Genomic DNA, 22,106 nt, shown 5'->3' on the forward strand with positions numbered 1-22,106 from the left:
GGATGGTCCATTTATGTCAGATATGAATCAATTCATTAGTGATCAATTGTTATGGTTTGTTGTTGCATTTGTTGTGATTCTATTAGTGCTGGCAATCATCGTTATTGTACAAGGAGCTAAGCTTCGTACAATGCGACGGAGATACGAAGCAATGATGTCTGGTAGTGGTGTGGAGGATCTGGAGAGCCTGCTAATTGATCTTAAAAATCAAGGTGAAATGCTGGAGGACGGGCAACGAGAGCACAAAGCAATACTTGAAGCTACAACACTTAAAATCAGCGGAATGAAATCCAATGTGGCGATGAAACGGTACAATGCTTTCGGCGAACGCGGAAATGATTTGAGCTTCTCGTTGGCAATTCTGGACGATGATAGTAATGGTGTAGTCCTTACCAGTCTGCATAACCGAGAAAATTCCTATATTTATTCTAAGCCTATGCAAAAAGGAGAGTCGCAATATCCTTTATCTCCAGAAGAGAAGGAAGTAGTTACTCTCGCGTTGCAGCAGACTTAGAGTGAAGATGCCACTGCTTTAATGCTGAGTAAAGGCTGGAAGCTATGATGTCCGATAATCTCATAACCAAACTCAACCTTGTATTTTGCAGGACAAAATATTCCATGAAGCCGCCTACATTAACGATACCCGTCAAATGGATATCGCCAACAGGCGGCAGTTGTTTATTTACACCTGCACCAGGCTTTAACGGACCCTCTACGACTTGAATACAGCCGACGCTGGTAGAATGACCTAGACAAGCATCTATGCCAATAATGAAAGGATTGCTGTATCTTTCATTTATAAGTGATAAGGTCTCTTCGAGATTAATGGCGTGTACAGGTTCTTCAAGTGTGCCATATATATGAAATAAAGGACTGTGGAAACGGGCTAATGAAGTGCCGACCAGTGGGCCAAGAGAGTCTCCAGTTGAACGATCTGTGCCAATACAGACCACAATAATTTGTGTGTCCGGGCGTGTGCATGAGAAGTGAAAAAGCAGTCTGTGAGTAATGGCAGAATAGATATTTGGATCAGTATGTGATATTTTTAAACAAGACATTTCAGGTATTGGAGAAGCATTTGATGAAGAGTTCATACCATCTTCCTTTCTGAAACTGATTCTATTTGTTGATATCTAGTATATGGATGAAAGAGGGATTTTATACTCAGTGCAGGAAGGTAAGGCGAGAAATCATTAGGAGGCGTGAGTATGGAAGAAGAACTGCTTATTGCATTTGATTCTACCCAGCAGGCGCTTCGCGCCGAGATGCTGCTTGAATATGCAGAAATAGAAATTGATATCTTTCCAACACCTAAGGAAATTACCGCCGGCTGTGCGATGTCGATCCAATTTTTTCGTGATGCACTGAGTGATGTGCGGAAAATTGTGGCTGAGCAAAATATTGAAATCAGAGGGATCTACGGCAAGGACGACAACAAGGGTTATGAATTGATCGAGTGACAAGGAGGATTCTATGAATAAATGGATATTATACGCTTCCCTCACTGATGATCCCGTTGGACAGGCGCTCAAATTCAAGGATCAATTATGGAACTGGGTGTCAGATGCGGACATGTGGATGGATGTATTGTTCACAGGGGTGCGAATAATTATAATTTTTATCTTGTCCAGGATTATAATTAAAGTTGTATATAATGTGATCGATCGATCCATGGCTCGCAAAACCGGAGGCAGATTGTTGGCGAATACGCGCCGGTTTACTACTGTTGGAGAACTTCTAAAAAATGTCGTAACTGTCATCAGTAATTTTGTGATGATTATGCTGATTCTCTCCGAATTTCATTTTGATCTAGCACCGCTATTGGCCGGGGCCGGGGTACTTGGCTTAGCTGTAGGTTTCGGGGCACAAAGTCTGGTGAAGGATATTATTACAGGTTTTTTCATCATATTGGAGGATCAATTCGCGGTTGGTGATGTGATTCAGACCGGCGTTTATAAAGGAACCGTTGAGGTAATCGGCCTGAGAACGACAAGATTACTTAGCAATACTGGTGAAGTGCATATTATCCCCAATGGTTCGATCATCAATGTAACGAACTATTCCCTTTCTAATGCTCTGGCCGTTGTAGATGTGCCTGTGAAGATTGAACGCGGCCTGGAGGAGACATTAGGTTTGATTGGTGAAGCTTTGCAAGGAATAGAGGATCGTAATCCAAGTGTTCTTGCTTACCCAGATATACTAGGTATCCAATCTATGAGCACTTCTGAATTTGTTATACGAGTGGCAGCAAGTTGCATGCCCAATGCCAGAGACGCGGCGGAGCGGCAAATCCAGAGTGATATTAAAGAGGCCCTGGAGAAGCAAAGCAGCATGGAGGCGGCAGAGGCCGAACAACAGGCTCGTGAACGTGAGGAAGAGGAGTCTAGGATAGCTCAAGAGGCAGATGCCATGAATGTAGCACAGGAGGTTCGCGGAGCTACAGGAGCAGCACCTAGACAGCAAGTGGCAGCCACACACGAGGGTGAAGAGGGGGAAGGATAGTGGAACGCAAAGTATTTCAGTTCGGAGATGTCGTACAGATGAAAAAGCCGCATCCCTGCGGCACCAATGAGATGGAGATCATTCGTATGGGCATGGATATCCGAATTAAATGTACAGGTTGTCAGCACAGTGTCTTGGTTCCTCGCGCGAAGTTTGAGAAGAATTTAAAGAAGGTGCTGCGATCGGCTGCGGGCAGTGCGGATAGTAATTAAGCTTGCAAAAGGCAGTGCTGCGTGATATGATAATTCTTGCTGCGGAGAGGTACCCAAGAGGCCCAAGGGGGCTGACTCGAAATCAGTTAGGCGTGTCACAGCGTGCGTGGGTTCGAATCCCACCCTCTCCGCCACTCATTTTACATATGCGATTATAAATCCTTCGTTGTATAACGGAGGTTTTTTTGTCTCTAAATTTGTATACAAAAGTAGGCATACAAAAAGAAGGACCTTTGCAGGTCCTTCCCTAGGAGGCAGTACATCAATGATGTTGGAATCTCTCTGTCTAAAGCCGCTAAAGTGACAAAAGGTTTTGCTGCGGTCACTGCCTTTTTAAGGGCGGCAACCAGCTACTCGTCCTTGCTTACCATAGTTGCTGAATCAGAATCCCTGTGATTGTGTTCGTCTACGACGTCCAACGGAACCACACCTCTCTTTTGTACTGCCTGAGAATAGTATGGGTAATGTCCTTTTTTTCTATACACATGATTGTTAAAAAATTAATGTACGCGCGCTTTCTCGACCTTTTTCCACTTGCGGTCCTTATTCGTGGTTTCAGGGAAGGTGTCTCCCTTCTCCATTTCAATTCGTTTGGGGTTCTGGATTTCCGTATGAAAGCTGCGTGCCTCGCCTACTTCTGTGTACATGCCCGGATTAGGGGCTTTGTCACCTTTTTCATATTCGGTTTTCTCGCCCATGCGCTACTCCTCCTTCCCTAAGGGAAATGAAATCAGTTGTATTGTGCGCAGATCAAGTATTTTATATAACTTGCTTTATGCATATCGTTTTGGTATATTTAAGTGGTGCGAGTTTATGTATGTGCTCGTTCCTTGCTCCTGACGTGATTAGGGGCCTCAGACCATAAGGAGGTGAAAATTATGCGCAAATATGAAGTGATGTATATTATTCGTCCTGATATTGAACCAGAAGCCGTTCAAGCAGCAGTCGAAAAATTCCAAGGCATCATCTCCAATGGCGGGGAAATTACAAAGCACGATGTGCAAGGTAAACGCCGTCTTGCGTATGAGATCAAGAAATTCCGTGATGGCGTCTATGTTTTGGTTAACTTTACTGCAGAACCTGCAGTAGTTACTGAATTAGAACGTCTCATGAAGATTTCCGACGAAGTTATTCGTTATCTCATTACGAACGACGTTGCTTAAGAACTTGTCCAAGCTTTGTAATGAATCGCTCTAAAGGAGGGGATTGAATTGTTGAACCGTATCATATTGATCGGTCGGTTGACCCGTGACCCGGAACTTCGTTATACTCCCGCTGGTGTTGCCGTAACACAGTTTACGCTTGCCGTAGACCGTAACTTTACGGGCCAGAACGGTGAACGCGAGGCGGACTTCATCCCGGTAGTTACCTGGAGACAGCTGGCGGAAACCTGTGCCAATTACTTGCGCAAAGGTCGTCTGACAGCAGTGGAAGGACGTATCCAAATACGGAATTACGAGAATAACGAAGGTAAACGTGTATACGTAACCGAAGTCATTGCCGATAATGTCCGTTTTCTGGAATCTTCGCAGAATCGTGAAGGTGGAAATACATCTGGTGGTGCAAGTGTTCCTGAAGAGCCAGCCTTTGGTGGCGGCGGTAACAGTGGACGCGGAAATAGTAATAATGTTTCGCGTAACAACAACAACAATAATCAAGATCCTTTTTCGGGCGATGGAAAACCGATCGATATATCGGATGATGATTTGCCATTTTAATAAGGAAGGACTGAACTGACATGGCTTTTAAACCAAGAGAAGGCGCCGATAACGACAAAAGACCGGCTCGTCGTGGCGGACGCAACAAGCGTAAAAAAGTATGCTTCTTCACTGTGAACAAGATTACTCACATTGATTATAAAGATACGGAGCTTCTTAAGAAATTTGTCAGCGAACGCGGAAAGATTTTGCCGCGTCGTGTAACAGGTACAAGTGCAAAATACCAACGTGCTCTTACCATTGCTATTAAGCGCTCACGTCAAATCGCGTTGCTGCCTTACACAACGGAATAGGACGTTTACTACAAAGGCAGTCGAGAAATCGGTTGCCTTTTTTGTACGTATTGTTATGTGTAGCATCTGGCGCAATTGACGTTCACTCTGGAATGTAGTAAGTTACAGATATCCTATAACTAAAGGGGAAATTTTGATGTTGGTGAGTGTCCTTAACTAGTAATTTCATATTGCCTAATCAAGAAACTGCAGCTGGCTCGATTCGCATAAGAATACGTGCTCTATTAGAGTTCGTTGAACTGCGAGAACTGTAGTACTTGAAGGGTGAATGATTTAGTTAAGAACACACGAAGCGTCAAATGGCCTCTTTACGGCTATTGTTCTCTTTGTAAACCGTGCTCTTGCAACACGGTTTTTTCTGTTTTCATATCCTCTCTAGGCTAGTGCTTAGTGAGAGTTGAGAGCAACTTGAGAACAATAGCAGACAAATGGAGGGCAAGGACTGCCGATAGTGGCAGTCCTTGCCCTCTTTGCGTTAGGGAGAATTAACCAAAGATCTGAGCAGAAACAACAAGGAGGAAACATTTTGAATTCACAAAATCTAAACACGCTGGATTACGGGACCATTAAGGAAGAATTAGGACATTTTGCAGTTTCTTATGCCGGTAGGAAGTATGTAAATGAGCTTATGCCTATGACTTATCTGCCAGCCATACGAAGTGCCATGGAGGAAGCGGCTGAAGCTAAAGAGCTGTTGGAAAGAGGGGCGAGTGTCCCCATTCCTTCATTAGAAGGAATGGAATGGATGATGTCGTTAATGGGGACCGGCTATTTATATAATGAGCAAGATTTTATGGCAGTATCAACGTTCCTGCACAGCTGCAGCCAACTGCGCAAATATATGGCCTCCAAGGAACATTCAGCCCCAAGAATCGGCTTATATGCCTCCTCACTGCTGGAATTAATGCCAGTTCAAGAAGCTATCAATCGTTGTATTCGCTATGGTTCTATTGATGATGGGGCCAGTAAGGGTCTGGAGAAGGCCCGAAAACGGATCACCGTAGCTAAGGAGAGACTCCATAAAAAATTAGATGGAATCATATCCCGTCATCATTCGATTCTGCAGGAGAATATTTATAGCCAACGTAATGGGCGATATGTCATTCCGGTGAAACGTGAATATTTCAAGCAAGTGAAGGGATCGGTGCTGGATCAGTCCACAAGCGGGCTCACTGTCTTTGTAGAGCCTAACGAGATCGCGGACCTGCAAGGAGAACTAGATTTACTATCTGCGGATGAAGCGCGGGAGGAGGCTGTTATTTTAAGTATGTTGACCGGCCTTGTGGAGCAGGAGCAGGCTGCATTGCGGCTTAACATTGAGGTCACAGGTACGTATGACTTTATTTTTGCCAAAGCCAAATATGCCCGCTCTATTGGTGGGAGGGCTATTTCTTGGAATGAGCGAGGTATTCTACGGATGAACGGGGGTTCACATCCGATGTTGAAGGACATGATCCCGATCAGTCTTGAATTCGGCAGAGGTTATCAGTCACTCGTCGTAACGGGACCCAATACAGGAGGCAAAACGGTAGTTCTTAAAACCCTTGGGTTGTTGACTATAATGGCACAATCAGGGTTGCTGATCCCAGTAGATGAAGGAAGTGACTTCACAGTATTCTCTGATGTAATGAGCGTTATCGGGGATGGCCAGAGTCTGGCGCAGTCACTAAGCACCTTTTCAGCTCAGATGAAGAGAATCGAGGAAATGCTGCAGGGCGCCTCCAAAGGAGTGCTGGTATTGATTGACGAACTGGCTGCAGGCACAGATCCAGGAGAAGGTATCGCCCTCTCCATCGCTATACTGGAGGAACTGAGCCGCAAGGGGGCGAATATGGTCGTCACTACCCATTTTAATGAGCTAAAAACCTTTGCTGCTGCTACTCCCGGCTTTCAAAATGCAAGGATGGAGTTCGATAAAGAGACACTGCAACCATTATACAGGCTGACGATAGGAGAAGCGGGTGAGAGCTATGCGTTGCAGATTGCCGAAAAGTTGGGTATTCAGAAGAAGGTAATTGAGCGTTCGCGGCAAATTATGAAGGAGCAGAAGCATAAGCAAGGACAACAAGAGAACCTAGAAATGTGGAAGAGTGCTAATAGGCTGAGTGTGCCCCAGTCTGAAGAAGGCGAGCAGAACAGAGAAAAGGCAAGCTTTAATGAGACGAAGGGCTGGAAGGAACTTCCGTTTTCTTTTGAAATAGGCGATGCTGTATATGTCAGTTCTCTAGGGAGAATGGGTATTGTCTACAGGCAGAAAGATAATTTGGGAATGGTTGGTGTAATGATACAGAAGCAGAAAATGAGCATCAATCATAAGCGTCTGAAGCCTTACCTGTCCAAGGATGAGTTATATCCCGACGATTATGATTTGGATATTATTTTTGAGAGCAAGGAGAACCGCAAGAAAAGCAAGCTGATGCAACGAAAACATATTGAGGGATTGACCATTGTTCATAAGGGGGAAGAAAACTGACCAATAGCTCTCGCATTGTGGGGTCTGTCCGTAAGGGCAGGCCTTTTTAAAGTCGATTTTGTTACGGATCTTAGGAAATGCTGCTAATATGACCCTTCACATTTAGATGGATATTGTATATATTTTCAAGAGGGAATGTAATTGAACAAATAATGTGAGATATCGTACCATTGTATGAAATTTAAAATTTTGTTAAAGTAAAAGCTTAATGCATCAAGAACGAGAAGGGAAAGAATTCATGAATAACAAGAAAAGAAGCCGGGTCTTGCTATTGTTGCTCGTGATGGCGACGATGCTGTCTGCCTGCAATGGGGTAAGGTCTGGTAATAATTCATATAATTTACGCTTATCGAAGACGGTCGCCGATGAACCACAGGTAGGTGGTATCGTTACTTATGGTTACTCCTCACCGTTTAAGGGCTTATTCGAACCTGCTTTTTATGAAGGTGACGAGGGTCTGTCAATAATTTTGTGTAAACTCTTTTAAGCACAGATTCCCCCGAGGGGGAGTGGCGATTCATCGCAAGTGTTGACCGACCCGATCTGGGAAAAATACCGAAAGCTGAAGGAGCATTTGTCCCCAATTTTGAACGCGCCCCGTCCATTTTCGAGTCACGTCGACGGTGGCGAGATAGAGCATTTTTAGCAGCGCCTCATCCGTGGGGAAGATGCTTTTTCCTTTCGTCACTTTACGTAGCTGGCGGTGGTAACTCTCAATCATGTTTGTCGTGTAGATAAGCTTGCGGATCTCAGGAGGGTACTTGAAGAAGGTAGCTAATTCCTCCCAATTATTCCGCCAGGAACGTAGGATGAGCGGATATTTGGTTCCCCACACCTCTTCAAAATGGTCGAGTTCAAGCAAGGCTCCTTCTTCGGTAGCTGCCTTGTAAATGGGCTTTAAATCGGCAGTAACCTTCTTCAGATCCTTGTACGAAACGTACCGTGTGGAACTGCGGATTTGGTGAATAATACACTTTTGGATTTCCGTTTGAGGGTAGCAGGCCGCAATCGCTTGAGAGAACCCAGACAGGTTGTCCACACAGATGATGAGGATGTCTTGAACCCCGCGGTTCTTCAGTTCATTCAGTACGCTAAGCCAGAACTTAGAGGACTCGTTCTCGCCAATCCACATACCCAGTACATCCTTGTTTCCATCCAGATCGATGCCAATGACCATGTAGGCTGCTTTGTTGATAATAGCCCCGTCCTGCTTGACTTTGAAGTGGATGGCATCCAGATAGACTACCGCGTAAACACCTTGTAAGGGGCGATTCTGCCACTCTTTAATGAGGGGAACAATCTTGTTGGTCACATTGGAAATGAGTGTGGGCGAGACCTCAATCCCGTACATATTCTGTAAATGATCTTGGATATCTCTCGTGCTGACGCCTTTGGCGTACAGCGCCACAATCTGCTCCTCGATGCCCGTTACATTCGATTGATGCTTCTTGACCACCAAAGGCTCAAATTCGCCTAAACGGTCTCGAGGGATAATGATTTCCTGTTCGCCGTACTCGCTAACTACCGTTTTGCGGCTTTTTCCATTACGACTGTTTGGAGTGAGTTTCGCCTTCACTTCATGCTTTCCATAACCCAAATGCGTATCCATTTCGGCTTCCAGCATCTCCTGAATCGTCTCGGCAAATAAATCCTTTAAGGCATTCTGTGCATCCTTTGCGCTGACCAAGTTGTTTTCCTTAATAAACTCCCGCAGCTGCTGTTTTGTCCAAAGTCCCATGTGTTCTCCCCAACCTTTCTCTTACTTCCATTTTAATGGGTTTGAGAGTTTACACAATATATTTTACAGACTCGGTGACGATGACTCGAATGTCCTTGAATTCACCACTGAAGCTATGTTTACAGTAGAAGATGACTTATCTACGGTCCCCAATATTGCGACTTGGCAAGAGTCCGAAGATCACCGCACCTTCACCTTTAAGATCAAACCAGGCATACGTTGGCACAATGGGGACGAGTTGACCGTGGAAGACTGGAAGTTCGCGCTTGAGACAATCGCTAGTCCTGACTACACAGGGCCCCGTTATTACAGCGTAGAGATGATTGAGGGCGTGGAAGCTTATCATACTGGAAAGACCAAAGGGATTACTGGAATCAAAGTCTTAGATCCATATACGCTGAAAATAACGGTGACGGCTGCACGTGTGAACACGATTGATAATTTATGGCCTTACCCGATGAATAAAAAATATTATACGGGCGTAGCTGTCAAAGACATGCCGGAAAGCGATCAGGTGAAAAAACACCCCATTGGGATTGGCCCTTTTGAGGTGACCAAAATTCAGCCTGGCGAATTCGTAGAGATGAAACGATTTGACGATTACTATCAGGGTAAGGCGCTGCTGGATGGTATCGTGTATAAGGTTTTTGATGATAAGCAGTTGACTACCCTGTTTGAACAGGGTGTGGTTGATATGGAGTCTGCACCGCGTGATGCTTATGAAAGTCTGAGCAAACTGAATAATGTGAATATTATGCAGACTACGGAGCTGTCTTATGAATATATTGGTTTCAAATTTGGACACTGGGATCGTGAAGCCGAGAAGATAGTTATGGACAATGCTAAATTTAAGGATAAAAGACTGCGGCAGGCTATGTATTATGCACTGGACCGTGAAGGGATTATAAACACTTTTTCCTACGGTTTGGGAAAGGTAGTGGAAAGTCCAATTCCAAGCGCAAGCTGGGCTAAAATACCGGATTCGGAGATTAATACTTATCCGTATAGTCCGGAGAAGGCCATAGCCTTATTAGATGAAGCTGGTTATGTGGATATTGATGGTGATGGTCTTCGAGAAGATCCCAAGGGTAAGAAATTTGTGATTCATTATGACGCTATGACAGGAAATACGAATACAGAACAGCGAACAGAGGCTACACTGTTAAACTGGCGTCAGGTGGGACTCGACGTCCAACTGAATGGTGGGGCTTTGAAGGAAATGAATGCATTCTATGATGCGGTGGAGAGCGATGAGCCTACTATTGATCTATTCAATGGAGTGTGGGGCCTAGCAAGTGATCCTGACCCATCCGGCCTGTGGCGAGCGAGTGACCTGTGGAATTATCCGCGCTGGTCTTCGGAGCGGAACGAACAACTCATTCGCGATGGAGTCAGTATGAAATCATATGACCGGAATTATCGCAAAGGAGTGTATTATGAATGGCAGAAGCTTATAAATGAGGAAGTACCCATGATTTTTTTTGCTGAACGAGAGAGTATTACTCCAGTAAACAAGCGTTTGCAGGGAGTGCACGTCAATTCCATGAGCAATATAATTGAGCCTCAGAAATGGTGGGTAAAGCAAGCTAAGTGATTATTCCTTGGCCTGCTTTTTTTTTATTTAATAGGGGTTGCACATCCAAATTATGCCTTCAATCGGCATCAGACTGGACTAAATGTCGTTATTTGTTGTTTCTTTTTATCCGTTTAGTGATTACAATAGTAATATTGTTTCTACGGACATAGGTATTAGGAACTGTATTACACTTTTTAAGCATAGCCTGTATCAAAGAAGATTTCCAAGTTTATTCTTTAATAAGAATGGTCCAAAATTCAGGAAAGGGGGAACCATAAATTTAAGCAGAGCTTTACAGCCAAGAGAAGCTAAAGTCATGACTGCCTGGTAATGCACAGGTAAGTATTATAAATATAACTTGAGTAATTATATGTATATTCCACAATAAAGAAGGAATCAATAATGAAAAAATTTATAAAAATGAAAAAAATTTATATTTCCCTTATTGCAATTGTGCTCATCATAGCTGGGGGTTTTCTGTTCCGCAAATCTTTAACTGTGTTGGCGTTCGATCTCTTCTTGTCAGATCAGGTTGAAGCCAAACTGCAACAGAAATCCTACCAACCGCTTGTAAGTGAGGATAACAATGTTAAACCAGAACCTGTGGTTTACAAAAGTGATCCATTCTCATTAATGTTGCTGGGTACGGACCAGCGAAAAAATGAAACAGCACGTTCGGATACGATGATCTATGCAGTTATTCGACCAGAGGACTCTAAAATTCTGCTTATTTCTATACCACGTGATACCTATACCGAAATTATTGGACATGATGATAACAAAAAGGATAAAATCACACATGCTTATGCTTTTGGTGGTCAACAGATGTCCAAGGATACTCTTGAAGCTCTGTTAGGCCACGACATTCAATATTATGCCACCATTAATTTTCAAGGATTAAAGGACGCTGTTGATGCCATCGGAGGCGTACCGTTACCGATTCAAAAAGATATTGTAAATAAAGGTAAGGATCATGAGAAGTTTACAATTATCGGCGGTAAATCCAATTATAATGGTGAAGAAGCACTGAATTATACACGTTATCGTGAAGATAGCGACTTTAACCGGACCAAACGTCAGCAGGTATTTATCGACGTGGTAGCGAATAAGATGTTATCGATCAGCCAGATTGGCAATATTCCGGAGTTGCTGGATATTATGGGTGATAATTTCAAGACCGATCTACAGCCTTCTATGATTATTAGCTTGGCCAAGAAATTCATGGGCGGCAAAGCAATGGATATTTCCAGTTTTACGGTTATGGGCGAAGGGAAACGCATCGATGGCATATCTTATGATATCGTTGATGAAGAGGACCTGAGTGAAGCCACGGCAATGATCGATAACTGGATGAACGCTAGTACGCCAGTGGATCAATTAATTGAGCCGGGTAAAGCTGAAAATGCGCTGAAGCCCAAAGCAACGTCTGCTGCACAATAATTTCGGATCAAATGTAATGCCATATACCTAAATGCAGCAGCCATAGAGAAGGTTAGTGGCTGCTGCTTGTTGTGTCATGGTATAATGGTCTGGAACTATTTATTAGTCGCCACGTATTACTTCAAAGCACTATGGGTAAGGGAAAGATAAGGAGCTGTAATTCCTTCGGAAATCTTTTAGGAGGATCAAGACATGAATATTGCATTTTTTTTACTTCCGAAACAGGAGGTAGCTTGTGTAACGTTGGATTCAACGCTGCGTCAGACATTGGAGCGTATGGAATATCATCGCTATAGCGCTGTGCCGATTCTCAATCGGAACGGAGAGTATGCAGGTACGATAACAGAAGGCGATCTATTGTGGTACATGAAGGATTCTAACGGGAAAATTACATTTGAGAATGCCTCTAAGTTTCTGCTAAAGGACGTCCCACTCAGAATGAACAATAAGCCGGTCTCAATTGATGCGAACATGGAAGATTTAATTAGTCTAGCTAAAGTACAAAATTTTGTACCGGTGATCGATGATATGAACCGATTTATTGGAATTGTCCGACGGAGTCAGGTTATCGAATATTGTGAAAGATTTGTTGCACGGCAATCACAGGAATCATTATAATTCATTTATTCACGGCTCGTGGAAGCAAACGAAATTAAGAGGCCTGTATTTCCGGCGATAACGGAATGCAGGCTTTTTTTGAAAACATGATTTCTGAGACGGGAAGCGTAAGTGGTGCATAGAAAATTTTATGCTATAATGGAGAATAAAGCTTTTTGCCGGAGGTAGTGAAACGTGACCAATGTGCCGAAGGATCTGGATGTGGCTAAACGTGCTAAGGTAATTGAATGGCTGAAAACGGAAGTAATTGATCAAGTCTCGCGGTTATTTAAAGCGTTATGGGAAGGTAGTACTGCCCGTGTTGGTGACAGTCTGGCAAGCCTAATTATGAGTTCTTATATTCTGGGGCGAAGATTGGGCATCCCCTATAGTGAGCTGGACGGTCTACTGCAAGAAAAGCTCAGGAAGCATAAGCAGGAAGGCCATCAATTGGAAGATTGGTATCAGGATATATCTGCGTTAGAAGAACATATGCGTAAGAGGTGAATACTGTTGAAATTTCGCTGGACATCTGTGGCTTGGAGCATCGCATATTTGTTATTGCTGCTCTCCTTATCAACCCCACTGCTTCTCATTACTACTCTATTTATGATTATTCCGGCCGTAGTGCTGTTCACTACTCTGAACACCAAACAGTTTATTATTCATGTATTGCCGATAATGTTAATTGTCGGTCTGATTACACCTATATATCTAGTGATAGCAGTGTATTTTATGATACCCGCGCTGGTAATGGGTCGCTTTTACAAAAAACGCGCTTCGGCGATGTCTACACTGCTCGCAGGTACCGTTACGATTCTTGGAGAATTTCTGCTGCTCTTGCTTCTTGGGACAGCGCTATTTAATTTTGATCTGTCGAGTTATGTGAATGATGTGCTGCAAATGGTCACATCACCACTGTCGCAGCTAGGAACTGCCAATCCGCTGATCAGTGATCTGAACTTTACGTCCGAGGATGTAAACAAGATCAGTATCATGACTATTCAAATGATCCCTATGACTTTAATCGTGAGCTCGTTCATGATTGCTGTGATCACACATTCTATTGTCCGTCCAATTCTAAACAGTATGGAATATGCAGTTCCGAAGATGAAGCCAGCGCGTGAATGGAGACTTCCCCGATCATTCATCTGGTATTATCTGATTGGCGTTATTATTCAAATGTTGTTCTCCGGTTCGGATAGCAGCTATATGACAATGATTTCAGCTAATCTGTTACCACTGTTGCGAATCGGTTTTATGATTCAGGCCATCGGATTTTTCTTCTTTGTAGCGCATGAGCGGAAATGGAATAAGATTATTCCGATCCTTCTGGCCATACCCATTATTCTGCTACCGCCGCTGCGGATTATCGGCATTATCGATTTGGTATTTCCGCTGCGAGCGTTTGTGACGAAATCGAAACGATAGGGTGAGAGTTCATGCCTAAATTTCTGCAAAGACGCTGGCACGGCTATCATACCGTATGGGCGTTCATGCTGTTGCTGGTTCTTATAATAATAGTCAGTACTTATAACTGGGCCCTTGGTGTCGCTAGTCTGTTTCTGGCGGGCACCTTGTGCTTCTCCATGCTGAAGGCGGAAATATCGTTTCGGCGCAATTTGGTGGAGTATATAAACGGGTTGTCTTTTCGTATCAAGCGGGTAGAGGGTGAAGCGGTCAGTATGCTTCCGCTCGGAATCATACTGTATAGTGAGGATCGTACAGTAGAATGGAACAACCGCAATGCAGGTGAGATCTTCGCCCGTAAGTCCTTGGTAGGTGAGGCAATTCAAGAGTTGCTGCCTGATATGATGTCTACTTTGGCGGGGAGTGCGCAGGGGAAGCGGGAGGTTTTTAAAGACGGTCTCTTGAAAGACTCTCGGTTAGAAATCACTGTGGATGAGCGGTATTATCAAGCGGTGATCATTCCAAGCGAACGTCTTCTTTACTTATATGACATAACGGAGCTTGTGGTGCTGCGTGAACGCTATGAGGAAGAAAAGCTGGCGATAGGTATCGTAATGATGGACAATCTGGATGAATCTGCTCAAGGGATGGATGACCAACAGCGAACTTCGCTAATCGCCAAAGTAGCCACCGAGATCACGGATTGGAGCAAGCAGTTTGATGTGTACTTGCGCCGTTTGTCTTCGGAACGTTATCTAATGCTACTGAATCATCGTAGTCTGCAGGCATTGGAGGAAAGCCGTTTCGTTGTTCTGGATGAGGTTCGCGAGATGACGGCTGATTTGAAAGTGCCTATGACACTGAGTATTGGTCTGGCCTTTGGAGCGGAGTCCGCAAGTGAGCTTGGTGCTCTAGCGCAATCCAGTCTTGATATGGCCCTTGGGCGGGGCGGTGATCAAGCGGCAGTTAAGGCAGGACAACGGCTGTCTTTCTATGGCGGCAAAAGTAATGCTGCTGAGAAGCGCACCAGGGTAAGAGCTCGAGTGATCGCCCATGCTCTGCGCGATTTGATGCAGGAGAGCGACCGCGTACTTATCATGGGACACCGGATGCCGGATATTGACGCAGTGGGAGCTGCTATCGGATTACTCAAGGCTGCACAAATGTATAATGTGGAAGCAAACATCGTAATGGAGGATGCACCCAATCCTTCAATCACCCGAATGTTGGAGCAGATTCGCAAGGATGAAGAACTGAACAAATTCTTCATCTCTACGGATCAAGCCATGCAAGTGATGACTGAGCATACGCTGCTGATCGTTGTGGATACGCATAAAGCGTCTATGACGATGGAACCACGGCTTGTCCAATATGCCAGCCGGATTGTAGTTGTGGATCATCACCGGAGAGGCGAGGAATTCATTAATGATGCCGTGCTCGTCTATCTGGAACCCTATGCTTCATCTACCTGTGAACTGGTGACGGAGCTGCTGCAGTATATCCATGATAAGGTCAAGCTTAGCCCGCTGGAAGCAACCATGCTGCTTGCCGGGATTACAGTGGATACGAAACATTTTGCGCTTCATACAGGCTCGCGTACTTTTGAAGCAGCAGGCTTTCTGCGCCGGATTGGCGCGGATACGATTCTCATTCAGCGCATGCTGAAAGAGGATCTGCAAGAGTACATTTCCAAAGCGGAGATTATCAAACATGCGCGAATGGTATATGATCATATTGCATTGGTTGTGACAGCACCGGGAATGAAGATCCCGCAGCTGCTTATTGCCCAGACTGCGGATACGCTACTCGGAATGACGAATGTAGTCGCTTCATTCGTCATTAGTGAGCGTCCTGACGGCCTTATCGGCGTTAGTGCCCGATCACTCGGGCGCATGAACGTTCAGGTCGTTATGGAGCAAATGGGTGGCGGTGGACATCTGTCCAATGCGGCTGTTCAGCTGGAGGGAACATGTAAGGAAGCAGAGGCCAGGCTGTTGGAAGTGCTGGCTGAAATTGAATCGAAAGAGGGGCTGTTCGAATGAAGGTCATTTTCTTAAAAGATGTTAAGGGACAAGGTAAAAAGGGTCAAGTCAAAGAGGTGTCAGAAGGTTATGCAGCCAACTTCCTGCTGCCGCGGGGACTGGTTCGTCCGGCAACAGATGGCAATGTGAAGACGTTGGAGAATCAGGCAGCTGCGGAACAACGACGTAAGGATAATGAAAAAGGGGATGCACAGCAGCTTGGCAAGAAGCTGGACGAGCTAACCCTGAGCATGAAAGCAAAAGCGGGTGAAGGCGGTCGTCTATTTGGCGCCATTACAAGCAAACAGATTGCTGAAACTCTGTCATCTACTGAGGGCATCGTTATCGATAAGCGTAAAATTGAGCTGAGTGATCCCATCCGTCATTTGGGTGTGACTCAGGTTATTATAAAGCTGCATACTGAAGTAAAGGCTACGCTTAAGGTTCAGGTAACGGAGGAGTAATATGGGTGGAGATCTCTTTTTCGATCGGATTCCCCCGCAGAATCTGGAGGCTGAGCAAGCGGTAATTGGCGCTATTTTGCTGCAGGATGAAGCACTGCTCACCACTATGGAACGGGTGAATACCGAAGACTTCTACGATAAACCGCATCAAATGATATTTGAGGCGATGGTGCAGCTCGGAGAAGAGAGCCAGCCGATTGATCTTGTTACGCTGACGTCCAGACTGCAGGACAAGGGACAGCTGGAGGATATCGGCGGTGTCAGCTATTTGGCTAAGCTGGCACATGCGGTGCCGACGGCGGCGAACGTAGAGTATTATGCGCAGATTATCGAAGAGAAGGCCATGCTGCGGCGTCTGATTCGTACAGCAACGCAGATCGTAAGTGAAGGTTATACGGGCGGCGAAGATGTAGCTGGCATGTTGAGTGATGCTGAGCGGCGTATTCTGGAAATTTCGAATCGACGCAGTGGCAGTGGGTTTGTGGCCATTCGGGATGTGCTGATGCAGGTATTTGACCGGGTGGAGTTGCTGCACCAGAATAAGGGCGGGACCTCCGGAATTCCCTCCGGATTCGTGGATCTAGACAAAATGACCAATGGCTTTCAGCGAAACGACCTGATAATTGTGGCAGCCCGTCCTTCCGTAGGGAAAACCGCATTCGCACTTAATATCGCCCAGAATGTATCTGTACGTGCCAAAGAGACTGTTGCCATATTCAGCCTGGAAATGTCAGCACCACAGCTGGTACAGCGTATGATTTGTGCTGAAGCTAATCTGGATGCCAATATTATGCGTACAGGGGACTTCAAGAGTGATGATGACTGGTCAAAGCTGACGATGGGGATTCAGTCGCTGTCGGAAGCGGAGATTTATATTGATGATTCACCGGGTATTACCGTAACGGAAATCCGTGCGAAATGTCGGAGACTTAAGAAGGAAAAGGGTCTTGGCATGATCGTCATTGACTATCTGCAACTGATACAAGGTCGCGGAAAAGGCGGGGAGAACCGCCAGCAGGAAGTATCGGAAATCTCGCGTACGCTGAAGCAGATTGCCCGTGAGCTGGACGTGCCTGTTATTGCGCTGTCCCAGCTTAGTCGGGGTGTGGAGCAACGTCAGGATAAACGCCCAATGATGAGTGACTTGCGTGAGTCCGGTTCGATCGAGCAGGATGCCGATATCGTAGCGTTTCTGTATCGTGATGATTATTACAATCAGGACACGGAGAAGAAAAATATTATCGAAATCATCATAGCCAAGCAGCGTAACGGACCCGTAGGTACGGTGGAGCTTGTATTCTTAAAAAACTTCAACAAGTTCGTCAACTACGAGCGGGCGCATGCAGAACCATTTGCAGGTTAAGCTTATTCGTGACAATATCCGAACGATTGCACATTTACCCGTGTAATCGTTCGTTTTTATTTGACTTTAAAAATTACGGCTGTTACACTGGGTATTGTGCTTTAGCGGGGTAAAACCGCTGGCGTCCGGAGGGCTGCGTACATAAGAATGCCGTACAGGGCCCATATTATTATGAAAAATAATGGTGCTGGCAAGCACCTACGGAGGAATGAATATGTCAACGGTAGTCGTCGTGGGAACACAATGGGGAGACGAAGGCAAAGGGAAAATCACAGACTTTCTAGCAGAGAGCGCAGATGTGGTCGCCCGGTATCAAGGTGGTAACAATGCCGGTCACACGATTCTGATTGACGGTAAGAAGTATAAGCTCAGCTTGATTCCATCTGGTGTATTTTATAAAGAGAAAACTTGTGTAATTGGTAACGGAATGGTTATTAATCCGGAAGCACTGATACAAGAAATTAATTATATTCACGAGAGCGGATTCGACACCACAAATTTGGTTATCAGCGACCGTGCTCACGTTATTATGCCTTATCATATGTTGTTGGATGCTTTGGAAGAGGATCGCAAAGGTCCGAACAAGATCGGGACGACCCGCAAAGGAATTGGCCCATGCTATATGGACAAAGCCGCACGCAACGGTATTCGTATTGCCGATCTCATGGACGCTGAGGAATTCGAGCTGAGACTTCGTCCATTAATGGAAGAGAAGAATCAGGTTATTACACAGGTCTATGGTGGTGAGGCTCTAGATGTTGAAGAGATTCTAACCCAATATCTGGCCTATGCCGAAGTGCTTCGCAACTATGTAACAGATACATCTGTTGTGCTCAACGATGCCATTGATGCAGGTTCAAGAGTATTGTTTGAAGGCGCACAAGGAGTTATGCTTGATATTGATCAAGGCACATACCCGTTCGTTACATCGTCTAATCCATCTGCGGGTGGTGTCTGCATCGGCTCTGGTGTTGGTCCCTCTAAGATCAAACAGGTTATCGGTGTTGCCAAGGCGTATACCACTCGTGTGGGTGATGGCCCTTTCCCTACTGAACTGAATAATGAAGTCGGTGAGTATATTCGTGAGACAGGTCATGAATATGGGACTGTAACGGGACGTGCGCGTCGCGTAGGTTGGTTCGACAGCGTTGTTGTACGCCATGCTCGTCGTGTCAGCGGTCTTACGGGCTTGTCACTTAACTCCTTGGATGTACTCAGCGGTCTTGAGACTGTGAAGATCTGTACGGGCTACAAATTCCGTGGGGAGATCATTAACCACTATCCGGCTAGTCTCAAAATGCTGGCGGAATGCGAAGCTGTATACGAAGAGCTTCCAGGCTGGAGCGAGGATATCACTTCTGCAAAAACGTTGAGCGATTTGCCTGAGAATACTCGCCGATACGTTGAACGTGTATCGGAGCTGACAGGCATTCCGATCGCTATCTTCTCTGTTGGCCGTAACCGGGAACAGACTAATCAAGTACTGCCAATCTATATCTAATAGAATGACCCTAAGAGGGAGTCCCGTAAGCCATTTAAATGGCTTACGGGACTCCCTTTTTTTTTGAAATATAAGAAAGTCTTCAGAGGTTTCCCAGAGCCTGTTCTAGTCAATACTTGAAAGATAGAAGCTACAGGGAGCGATGAAGATGAGGATAGTAAAGCGTATACTTGGGGTGTGCCTGATTGTAGTGCTAGCGAGTGCACTTTCCATCCTAACAACAGGAGTAGTTGTGAATGCTTATATACAGTCAGTGTTGGCAAGCTTCGATATCAAGCTGGGTAACTCTGCTCCGGGGCTAGGAGGGATGATGAAAAGCATTATCGGGATGGAGGATAAAGCGGCCTCGACCTCAACAGAGATAACGGAGAATACAAAAGGAACAACGTCTAGTTCGGAAGAACAGGATAAGAGTAGCACATCAGATACGTCGTCTCCCAAAAGTGAAGATGCTGTGGATGAAAAAGTCCCTGAGGATGCTGTACCTGCAATGGGACAAGCTTCAGCAGATTCTACGGCCTCCGATCAGAGTGAGAGTTCACTAGACCAGCAATTGGTAATGACTCCCGAAGCCTTGGGTGATTTAAAGAATAATCTTCCATCTGACAAGAAGGTTAATATATTCAATATTCTGATGTCCAAGCTGCCGCAGGACGAAATGCAGAAGATCTCCACAGCAATGGAAGATGGATTAACAGAGGATGAAGTGAAGGAGCTCCAACAGGTAATTGCTAAATACGTAGATCCCGAGGAATATGACACCATAATGAAAATGCTTACACCAACTTCAGAGGAGTCTCCATAGCGGCAGGAAAGTGTCACAATTTGTACACGCGCAAAAGGTTTAAAAGTAATATTTATACAAAAAACCCGCGAAATTCGCGGGTTTTGTCATGATAACAAAGTTGAAATTTTTCACCCAGCTATGTTACAGTAAACAAGGGTCATAATGTGTTAAAGTTTTGTAACCTTTTGGCGCTATATTTGCAGCAACTGAATTTACACGAATCTATCTAGAGAAATCATAAGCGAACTATATAAAAGGGGTCGTATAACAAGCTTGCCACTCTAAAACGAGTGAATGGGTGACTGAAAGGGAGAGTTTCATGAATGGATTTAAATTCATGCGTCGGGTGGGGAAACTACAGGACGGTCAAACCGCAACTGGAGGATCCGGCGTAGAGCAGAACAGTAATGCCGCTAGTGATACTAAAGTCTTTCATCAAGCAACGGGAGCTCGGAAGGTAAGGCGCTCCTGGATTTTGGCATCGGCCGGTCTCGTGCTTCTGGCTACCTTTTTGTTCGGTGCAGAGAAGAAATATGTAGGAGCAAACACGGTAACCTATTATCGAGTAATGGTGCAGGGGCAGGAGATTGGAAACCTCAACGAAGCGGCACAGCTGGACAAGCTATTCGAAGAGAAGCGGCAGGCTTATCAAGCCAAATATCCGGATGCGGTGATGGTACTGCAAACAGAAGGCATTTCTACGCAATCAGAGAAGGCTTACAAACCGGAGATTGACAGTGCGGCAACGCTGAAGAAGTTGGATGGTTTGCTCAAAGCTTATGCAGTAGGTGTGCAGTTGATGGTAGACGGCAAAGCAGTGGGTGTTGTGAAGGATCAGGAGACGGCAAATGCAGTTCTGCAAGGGGTGAAGAACTATTATACCCCAGAGACTAAGGCTTCAAAAGGCGCGAATGTGAATCTGAAGAAGACCGCAGCTTCAAGCTCAGCTATTGCGTCAGCGAAAGCTGCTGACAAGGTGGAGTCGACCAAGATTCGTGAGGCAGTGACCATTGTCCCGATTAAGGCAGATCCCAACAAAGTACTGAATGTGGCGGAGGCAGTCAAGGCGCTCACGGAAGGTGAAGAGGAGCCTCTGCTCTATACTGTCGAGGAGGGTGATACGATCTCGGGTATTGCCAAACGCTTCAATATCACTCAGGCAGAAGTATTCCGCAATAACCCAGCGGCCAAAGAACTGGCTTTGCAAATCGGGGACGAGCTGCAACTGAAGGTAGCACAACCGGATGTCACTGTAGTTACGGTGGAGCAAGTAACAGAGCAGGTCGTTACAGAACCGGAAGTTATTGTACGTAAAAGCGATTTATTACCGGCAGGTAAGCGTAAAGTCGTGCGTGCAGGACAGACCGGGCTTAAAGAAATGCAATATCGGCTGACGAAGGAGAATGGTCTTGTTGTCCAGGAAGAATGGCTGGGACAGACGGTGGTTAAGGCTTCTCTGCCTGAGGTTGTATATAGTGGAACAAAGGTTGTTGGTGAAGGAACGGGCATGTTCGCTTGGCCAGTCACTGGGGCTGTAACTTCGAGCAGCTTCGGAGAGCGCTGGGGACGTGTTCATAAGGGAGTAGATTTGGTATCTGGCAACCGTACTATTATGGCTGCTGATGCGGGTACTGTATCATTTGCTGGTGTGAAAAGCGGATACGGCAATGTGGTCATTATAAATCATCTTAACGGCTATGAAACGTATTATGGGCATATGAGCAGCATCTCCGTTTCCGTAGGGCAGCGGTTGGAGCAGGGAGCCAAGGTTGGTATTATGGGAAGTACCGGTCGTTCAACCGGCACACATCTACATTTTGAAATCCGTAAGAACGGAACAGCTATCAATCCAATGAAATATTTGAAATAGTTAAGTATAACCAACCGCCCGAATATATTCGGGTGGTTTCTTTTTTGAAATATAACAATTCATAGGTTTCACACAATAAATTATCTTCATATTTCCCGAAGGAACGGGTGCCGTCCATATATAGTGACGGCAAAGCCGTTT

At 45.3% G+C, this 22,106-nt stretch carries 23 protein-coding genes and 1 tRNA gene; 21 read left to right on the top strand and 3 right to left on the bottom strand.

Annotated features, from left to right (window positions below; genetic code table 11):
* Positions 1 to 13 precede the first annotated feature (13 nt).
* On the top strand, positions 14 to 514 hold the full coding sequence (locus H1230_RS01435) for a DUF4446 family protein (protein ID WP_239713897.1): 501 nt from the start codon (positions 14 to 16) through the stop codon (positions 512 to 514).
* On the opposite strand, the gene yyaC is transcribed toward H1230_RS01435, so the two are convergent.
* Positions 489 to 1,094: a spore protease YyaC gene (gene yyaC, locus H1230_RS01440; protein WP_239713898.1), complete on the bottom strand. Its 606-nt coding sequence runs from the start codon at positions 1,092 to 1,094 to the stop codon at positions 489 to 491. The two genes, H1230_RS01435 and yyaC, sit on opposite strands and share 26 nt — an antisense overlap.
* Positions 1,095 to 1,208: 114 nt before the next feature.
* Between yyaC and H1230_RS01445 the strand changes: the two genes are divergently transcribed.
* The 4 genes from H1230_RS01445 to H1230_RS01460 all read left to right on the top strand — a co-directional run bounded on the left by H1230_RS01445 (position 1,209) and on the right by H1230_RS01460 (position 2,848).
* On the top strand, positions 1,209 to 1,460 hold the full coding sequence (locus tag H1230_RS01445; protein WP_239713899.1) for a putative Se/S carrier protein: 252 nt from the start codon (positions 1,209 to 1,211) through the stop codon (positions 1,458 to 1,460).
* Positions 1,461 to 1,473: 13 nt separating this feature from the next.
* Positions 1,474 to 2,502, top strand: a complete 1,029-nt coding sequence (locus H1230_RS01450; RefSeq protein ID WP_239713900.1) for a mechanosensitive ion channel family protein — start codon at positions 1,474 to 1,476, stop codon at positions 2,500 to 2,502.
* Positions 2,502 to 2,714 (top strand): DUF951 domain-containing protein, encoded by a 213-nt coding sequence (locus tag H1230_RS01455; RefSeq protein WP_239713901.1) that lies wholly within the window; start codon positions 2,502 to 2,504, stop codon positions 2,712 to 2,714. The genes H1230_RS01450 and H1230_RS01455 overlap by 1 nt, the downstream gene beginning before the upstream one ends.
* 43 nt (positions 2,715 to 2,757) lie before the next feature.
* Positions 2,758 to 2,848 (top strand) — tRNA-Ser (locus H1230_RS01460).
* Positions 2,849 to 3,214: 366 nt separating this feature from the next.
* On the opposite strand, the gene H1230_RS01465 is transcribed toward H1230_RS01460, so the two are convergent.
* Positions 3,215 to 3,412 (bottom strand): YjzC family protein, encoded by a 198-nt coding sequence (locus H1230_RS01465; RefSeq protein WP_239713902.1) that lies wholly within the window; start codon positions 3,410 to 3,412, stop codon positions 3,215 to 3,217.
* Positions 3,413 to 3,592: 180 nt separating this feature from the next.
* Between H1230_RS01465 and rpsF the strand changes: the two genes are divergently transcribed.
* The 5 genes from rpsF (at position 3,593) to H1230_RS01490 (ending at position 7,685) form a co-directional block, all read left to right on the top strand.
* Positions 3,593 to 3,877 (top strand): 30S ribosomal protein S6, encoded by a 285-nt coding sequence (gene rpsF / locus H1230_RS01470; RefSeq protein ID WP_154118906.1) that lies wholly within the window; start codon positions 3,593 to 3,595, stop codon positions 3,875 to 3,877.
* Between the two features lie 48 nt (positions 3,878 to 3,925).
* Positions 3,926 to 4,432, top strand: a complete 507-nt coding sequence (gene ssb / locus H1230_RS01475) for a single-stranded DNA-binding protein (RefSeq protein ID WP_239713903.1) — start codon at positions 3,926 to 3,928, stop codon at positions 4,430 to 4,432.
* Positions 4,433 to 4,452: 20 nt separating this feature from the next.
* A complete protein-coding gene (gene rpsR / locus H1230_RS01480; protein WP_087918946.1) occupies positions 4,453 to 4,725 on the top strand; it encodes a 30S ribosomal protein S18 in 273 nt (90 codons plus the stop codon).
* Between the two features lie 526 nt (positions 4,726 to 5,251).
* The gene (locus tag H1230_RS01485) at positions 5,252 to 7,198 is read left to right on the top strand and encodes an endonuclease MutS2 (RefSeq protein WP_239713904.1); all 1,947 of its coding nucleotides are present in this window, start codon (positions 5,252 to 5,254) and stop codon (positions 7,196 to 7,198) included.
* Between the two features lie 238 nt (positions 7,199 to 7,436).
* The gene (locus H1230_RS01490; RefSeq protein ID WP_239713905.1) at positions 7,437 to 7,685 is read left to right on the top strand and encodes a hypothetical protein; all 249 of its coding nucleotides are present in this window, start codon (positions 7,437 to 7,439) and stop codon (positions 7,683 to 7,685) included.
* A 30-nt stretch (positions 7,686 to 7,715) separates the two neighbouring features.
* On the opposite strand, the gene H1230_RS01495 is transcribed toward H1230_RS01490, so the two are convergent.
* Positions 7,716 to 8,936 (bottom strand): IS256 family transposase, encoded by a 1,221-nt coding sequence (locus tag H1230_RS01495; protein ID WP_239713906.1) that lies wholly within the window; start codon positions 8,934 to 8,936, stop codon positions 7,716 to 7,718.
* On the opposite strand from H1230_RS01495, the gene opp4A reads away from it, so the two are divergent.
* The 11 genes from opp4A to H1230_RS01550 all read left to right on the top strand — a co-directional run bounded on the left by opp4A (position 8,935) and on the right by H1230_RS01550 (position 21,965).
* Entirely contained in the window at positions 8,935 to 10,530 is a 1,596-nt protein-coding gene (gene opp4A, locus H1230_RS01500; protein WP_345773391.1) for an oligopeptide ABC transporter substrate-binding protein, read from the top strand. The two genes, H1230_RS01495 and opp4A, sit on opposite strands and share 2 nt — an antisense overlap.
* Before the next feature lie 384 nt (positions 10,531 to 10,914).
* Positions 10,915 to 11,952: an LCP family protein gene (locus tag H1230_RS01505; protein ID WP_239713908.1), complete on the top strand. Its 1,038-nt coding sequence runs from the start codon at positions 10,915 to 10,917 to the stop codon at positions 11,950 to 11,952.
* 192 nt (positions 11,953 to 12,144) lie between these two features.
* A complete protein-coding gene (locus H1230_RS01510; RefSeq protein ID WP_239713909.1) occupies positions 12,145 to 12,570 on the top strand; it encodes a CBS domain-containing protein in 426 nt (141 codons plus the stop codon).
* 183 nt (positions 12,571 to 12,753) lie between these two features.
* Entirely contained in the window at positions 12,754 to 13,056 is a 303-nt protein-coding gene (locus H1230_RS01515) for a MazG-like family protein (protein ID WP_239717011.1), read from the top strand.
* A 6-nt stretch (positions 13,057 to 13,062) separates the two neighbouring features.
* Complete coding sequence (locus tag H1230_RS01520) at positions 13,063 to 13,980, top strand: DUF2232 domain-containing protein (protein ID WP_239713910.1); 918 nt, start codon at positions 13,063 to 13,065, stop codon at positions 13,978 to 13,980.
* Positions 13,981 to 13,991: 11 nt separating this feature from the next.
* On the top strand, positions 13,992 to 16,001 hold the full coding sequence (locus H1230_RS01525; RefSeq protein WP_239713911.1) for a DHH family phosphoesterase: 2,010 nt from the start codon (positions 13,992 to 13,994) through the stop codon (positions 15,999 to 16,001).
* Positions 15,998 to 16,444, top strand: a complete 447-nt coding sequence (gene rplI / locus H1230_RS01530) for a 50S ribosomal protein L9 (RefSeq protein WP_239713912.1) — start codon at positions 15,998 to 16,000, stop codon at positions 16,442 to 16,444. The genes H1230_RS01525 and rplI overlap by 4 nt, the downstream gene beginning before the upstream one ends.
* Position 16,445: 1 nt before the next feature.
* The gene (gene dnaB, locus H1230_RS01535; protein WP_154118915.1) at positions 16,446 to 17,807 is read left to right on the top strand and encodes a replicative DNA helicase; all 1,362 of its coding nucleotides are present in this window, start codon (positions 16,446 to 16,448) and stop codon (positions 17,805 to 17,807) included.
* Between the two features lie 214 nt (positions 17,808 to 18,021).
* Complete coding sequence (locus tag H1230_RS01540) at positions 18,022 to 19,308, top strand: adenylosuccinate synthase (protein WP_239713913.1); 1,287 nt, start codon at positions 18,022 to 18,024, stop codon at positions 19,306 to 19,308.
* A gap of 148 nt (positions 19,309 to 19,456) precedes the next feature.
* Entirely contained in the window at positions 19,457 to 20,113 is a 657-nt protein-coding gene (locus H1230_RS01545) for a hypothetical protein (protein WP_239713914.1), read from the top strand.
* Between the two features lie 301 nt (positions 20,114 to 20,414).
* Complete coding sequence (locus tag H1230_RS01550) at positions 20,415 to 21,965, top strand: M23 family metallopeptidase (RefSeq protein ID WP_239713915.1); 1,551 nt, start codon at positions 20,415 to 20,417, stop codon at positions 21,963 to 21,965.
* Positions 21,966 to 22,106 lie beyond the last annotated feature (141 nt).

It is taken from the genome of Paenibacillus sp. 19GGS1-52 (assembly GCF_022369515.1).
In the GTDB taxonomy this organism is placed as follows: Bacteria; Bacillota; Bacilli; order Paenibacillales; family Paenibacillaceae; genus Paenibacillus_AQ.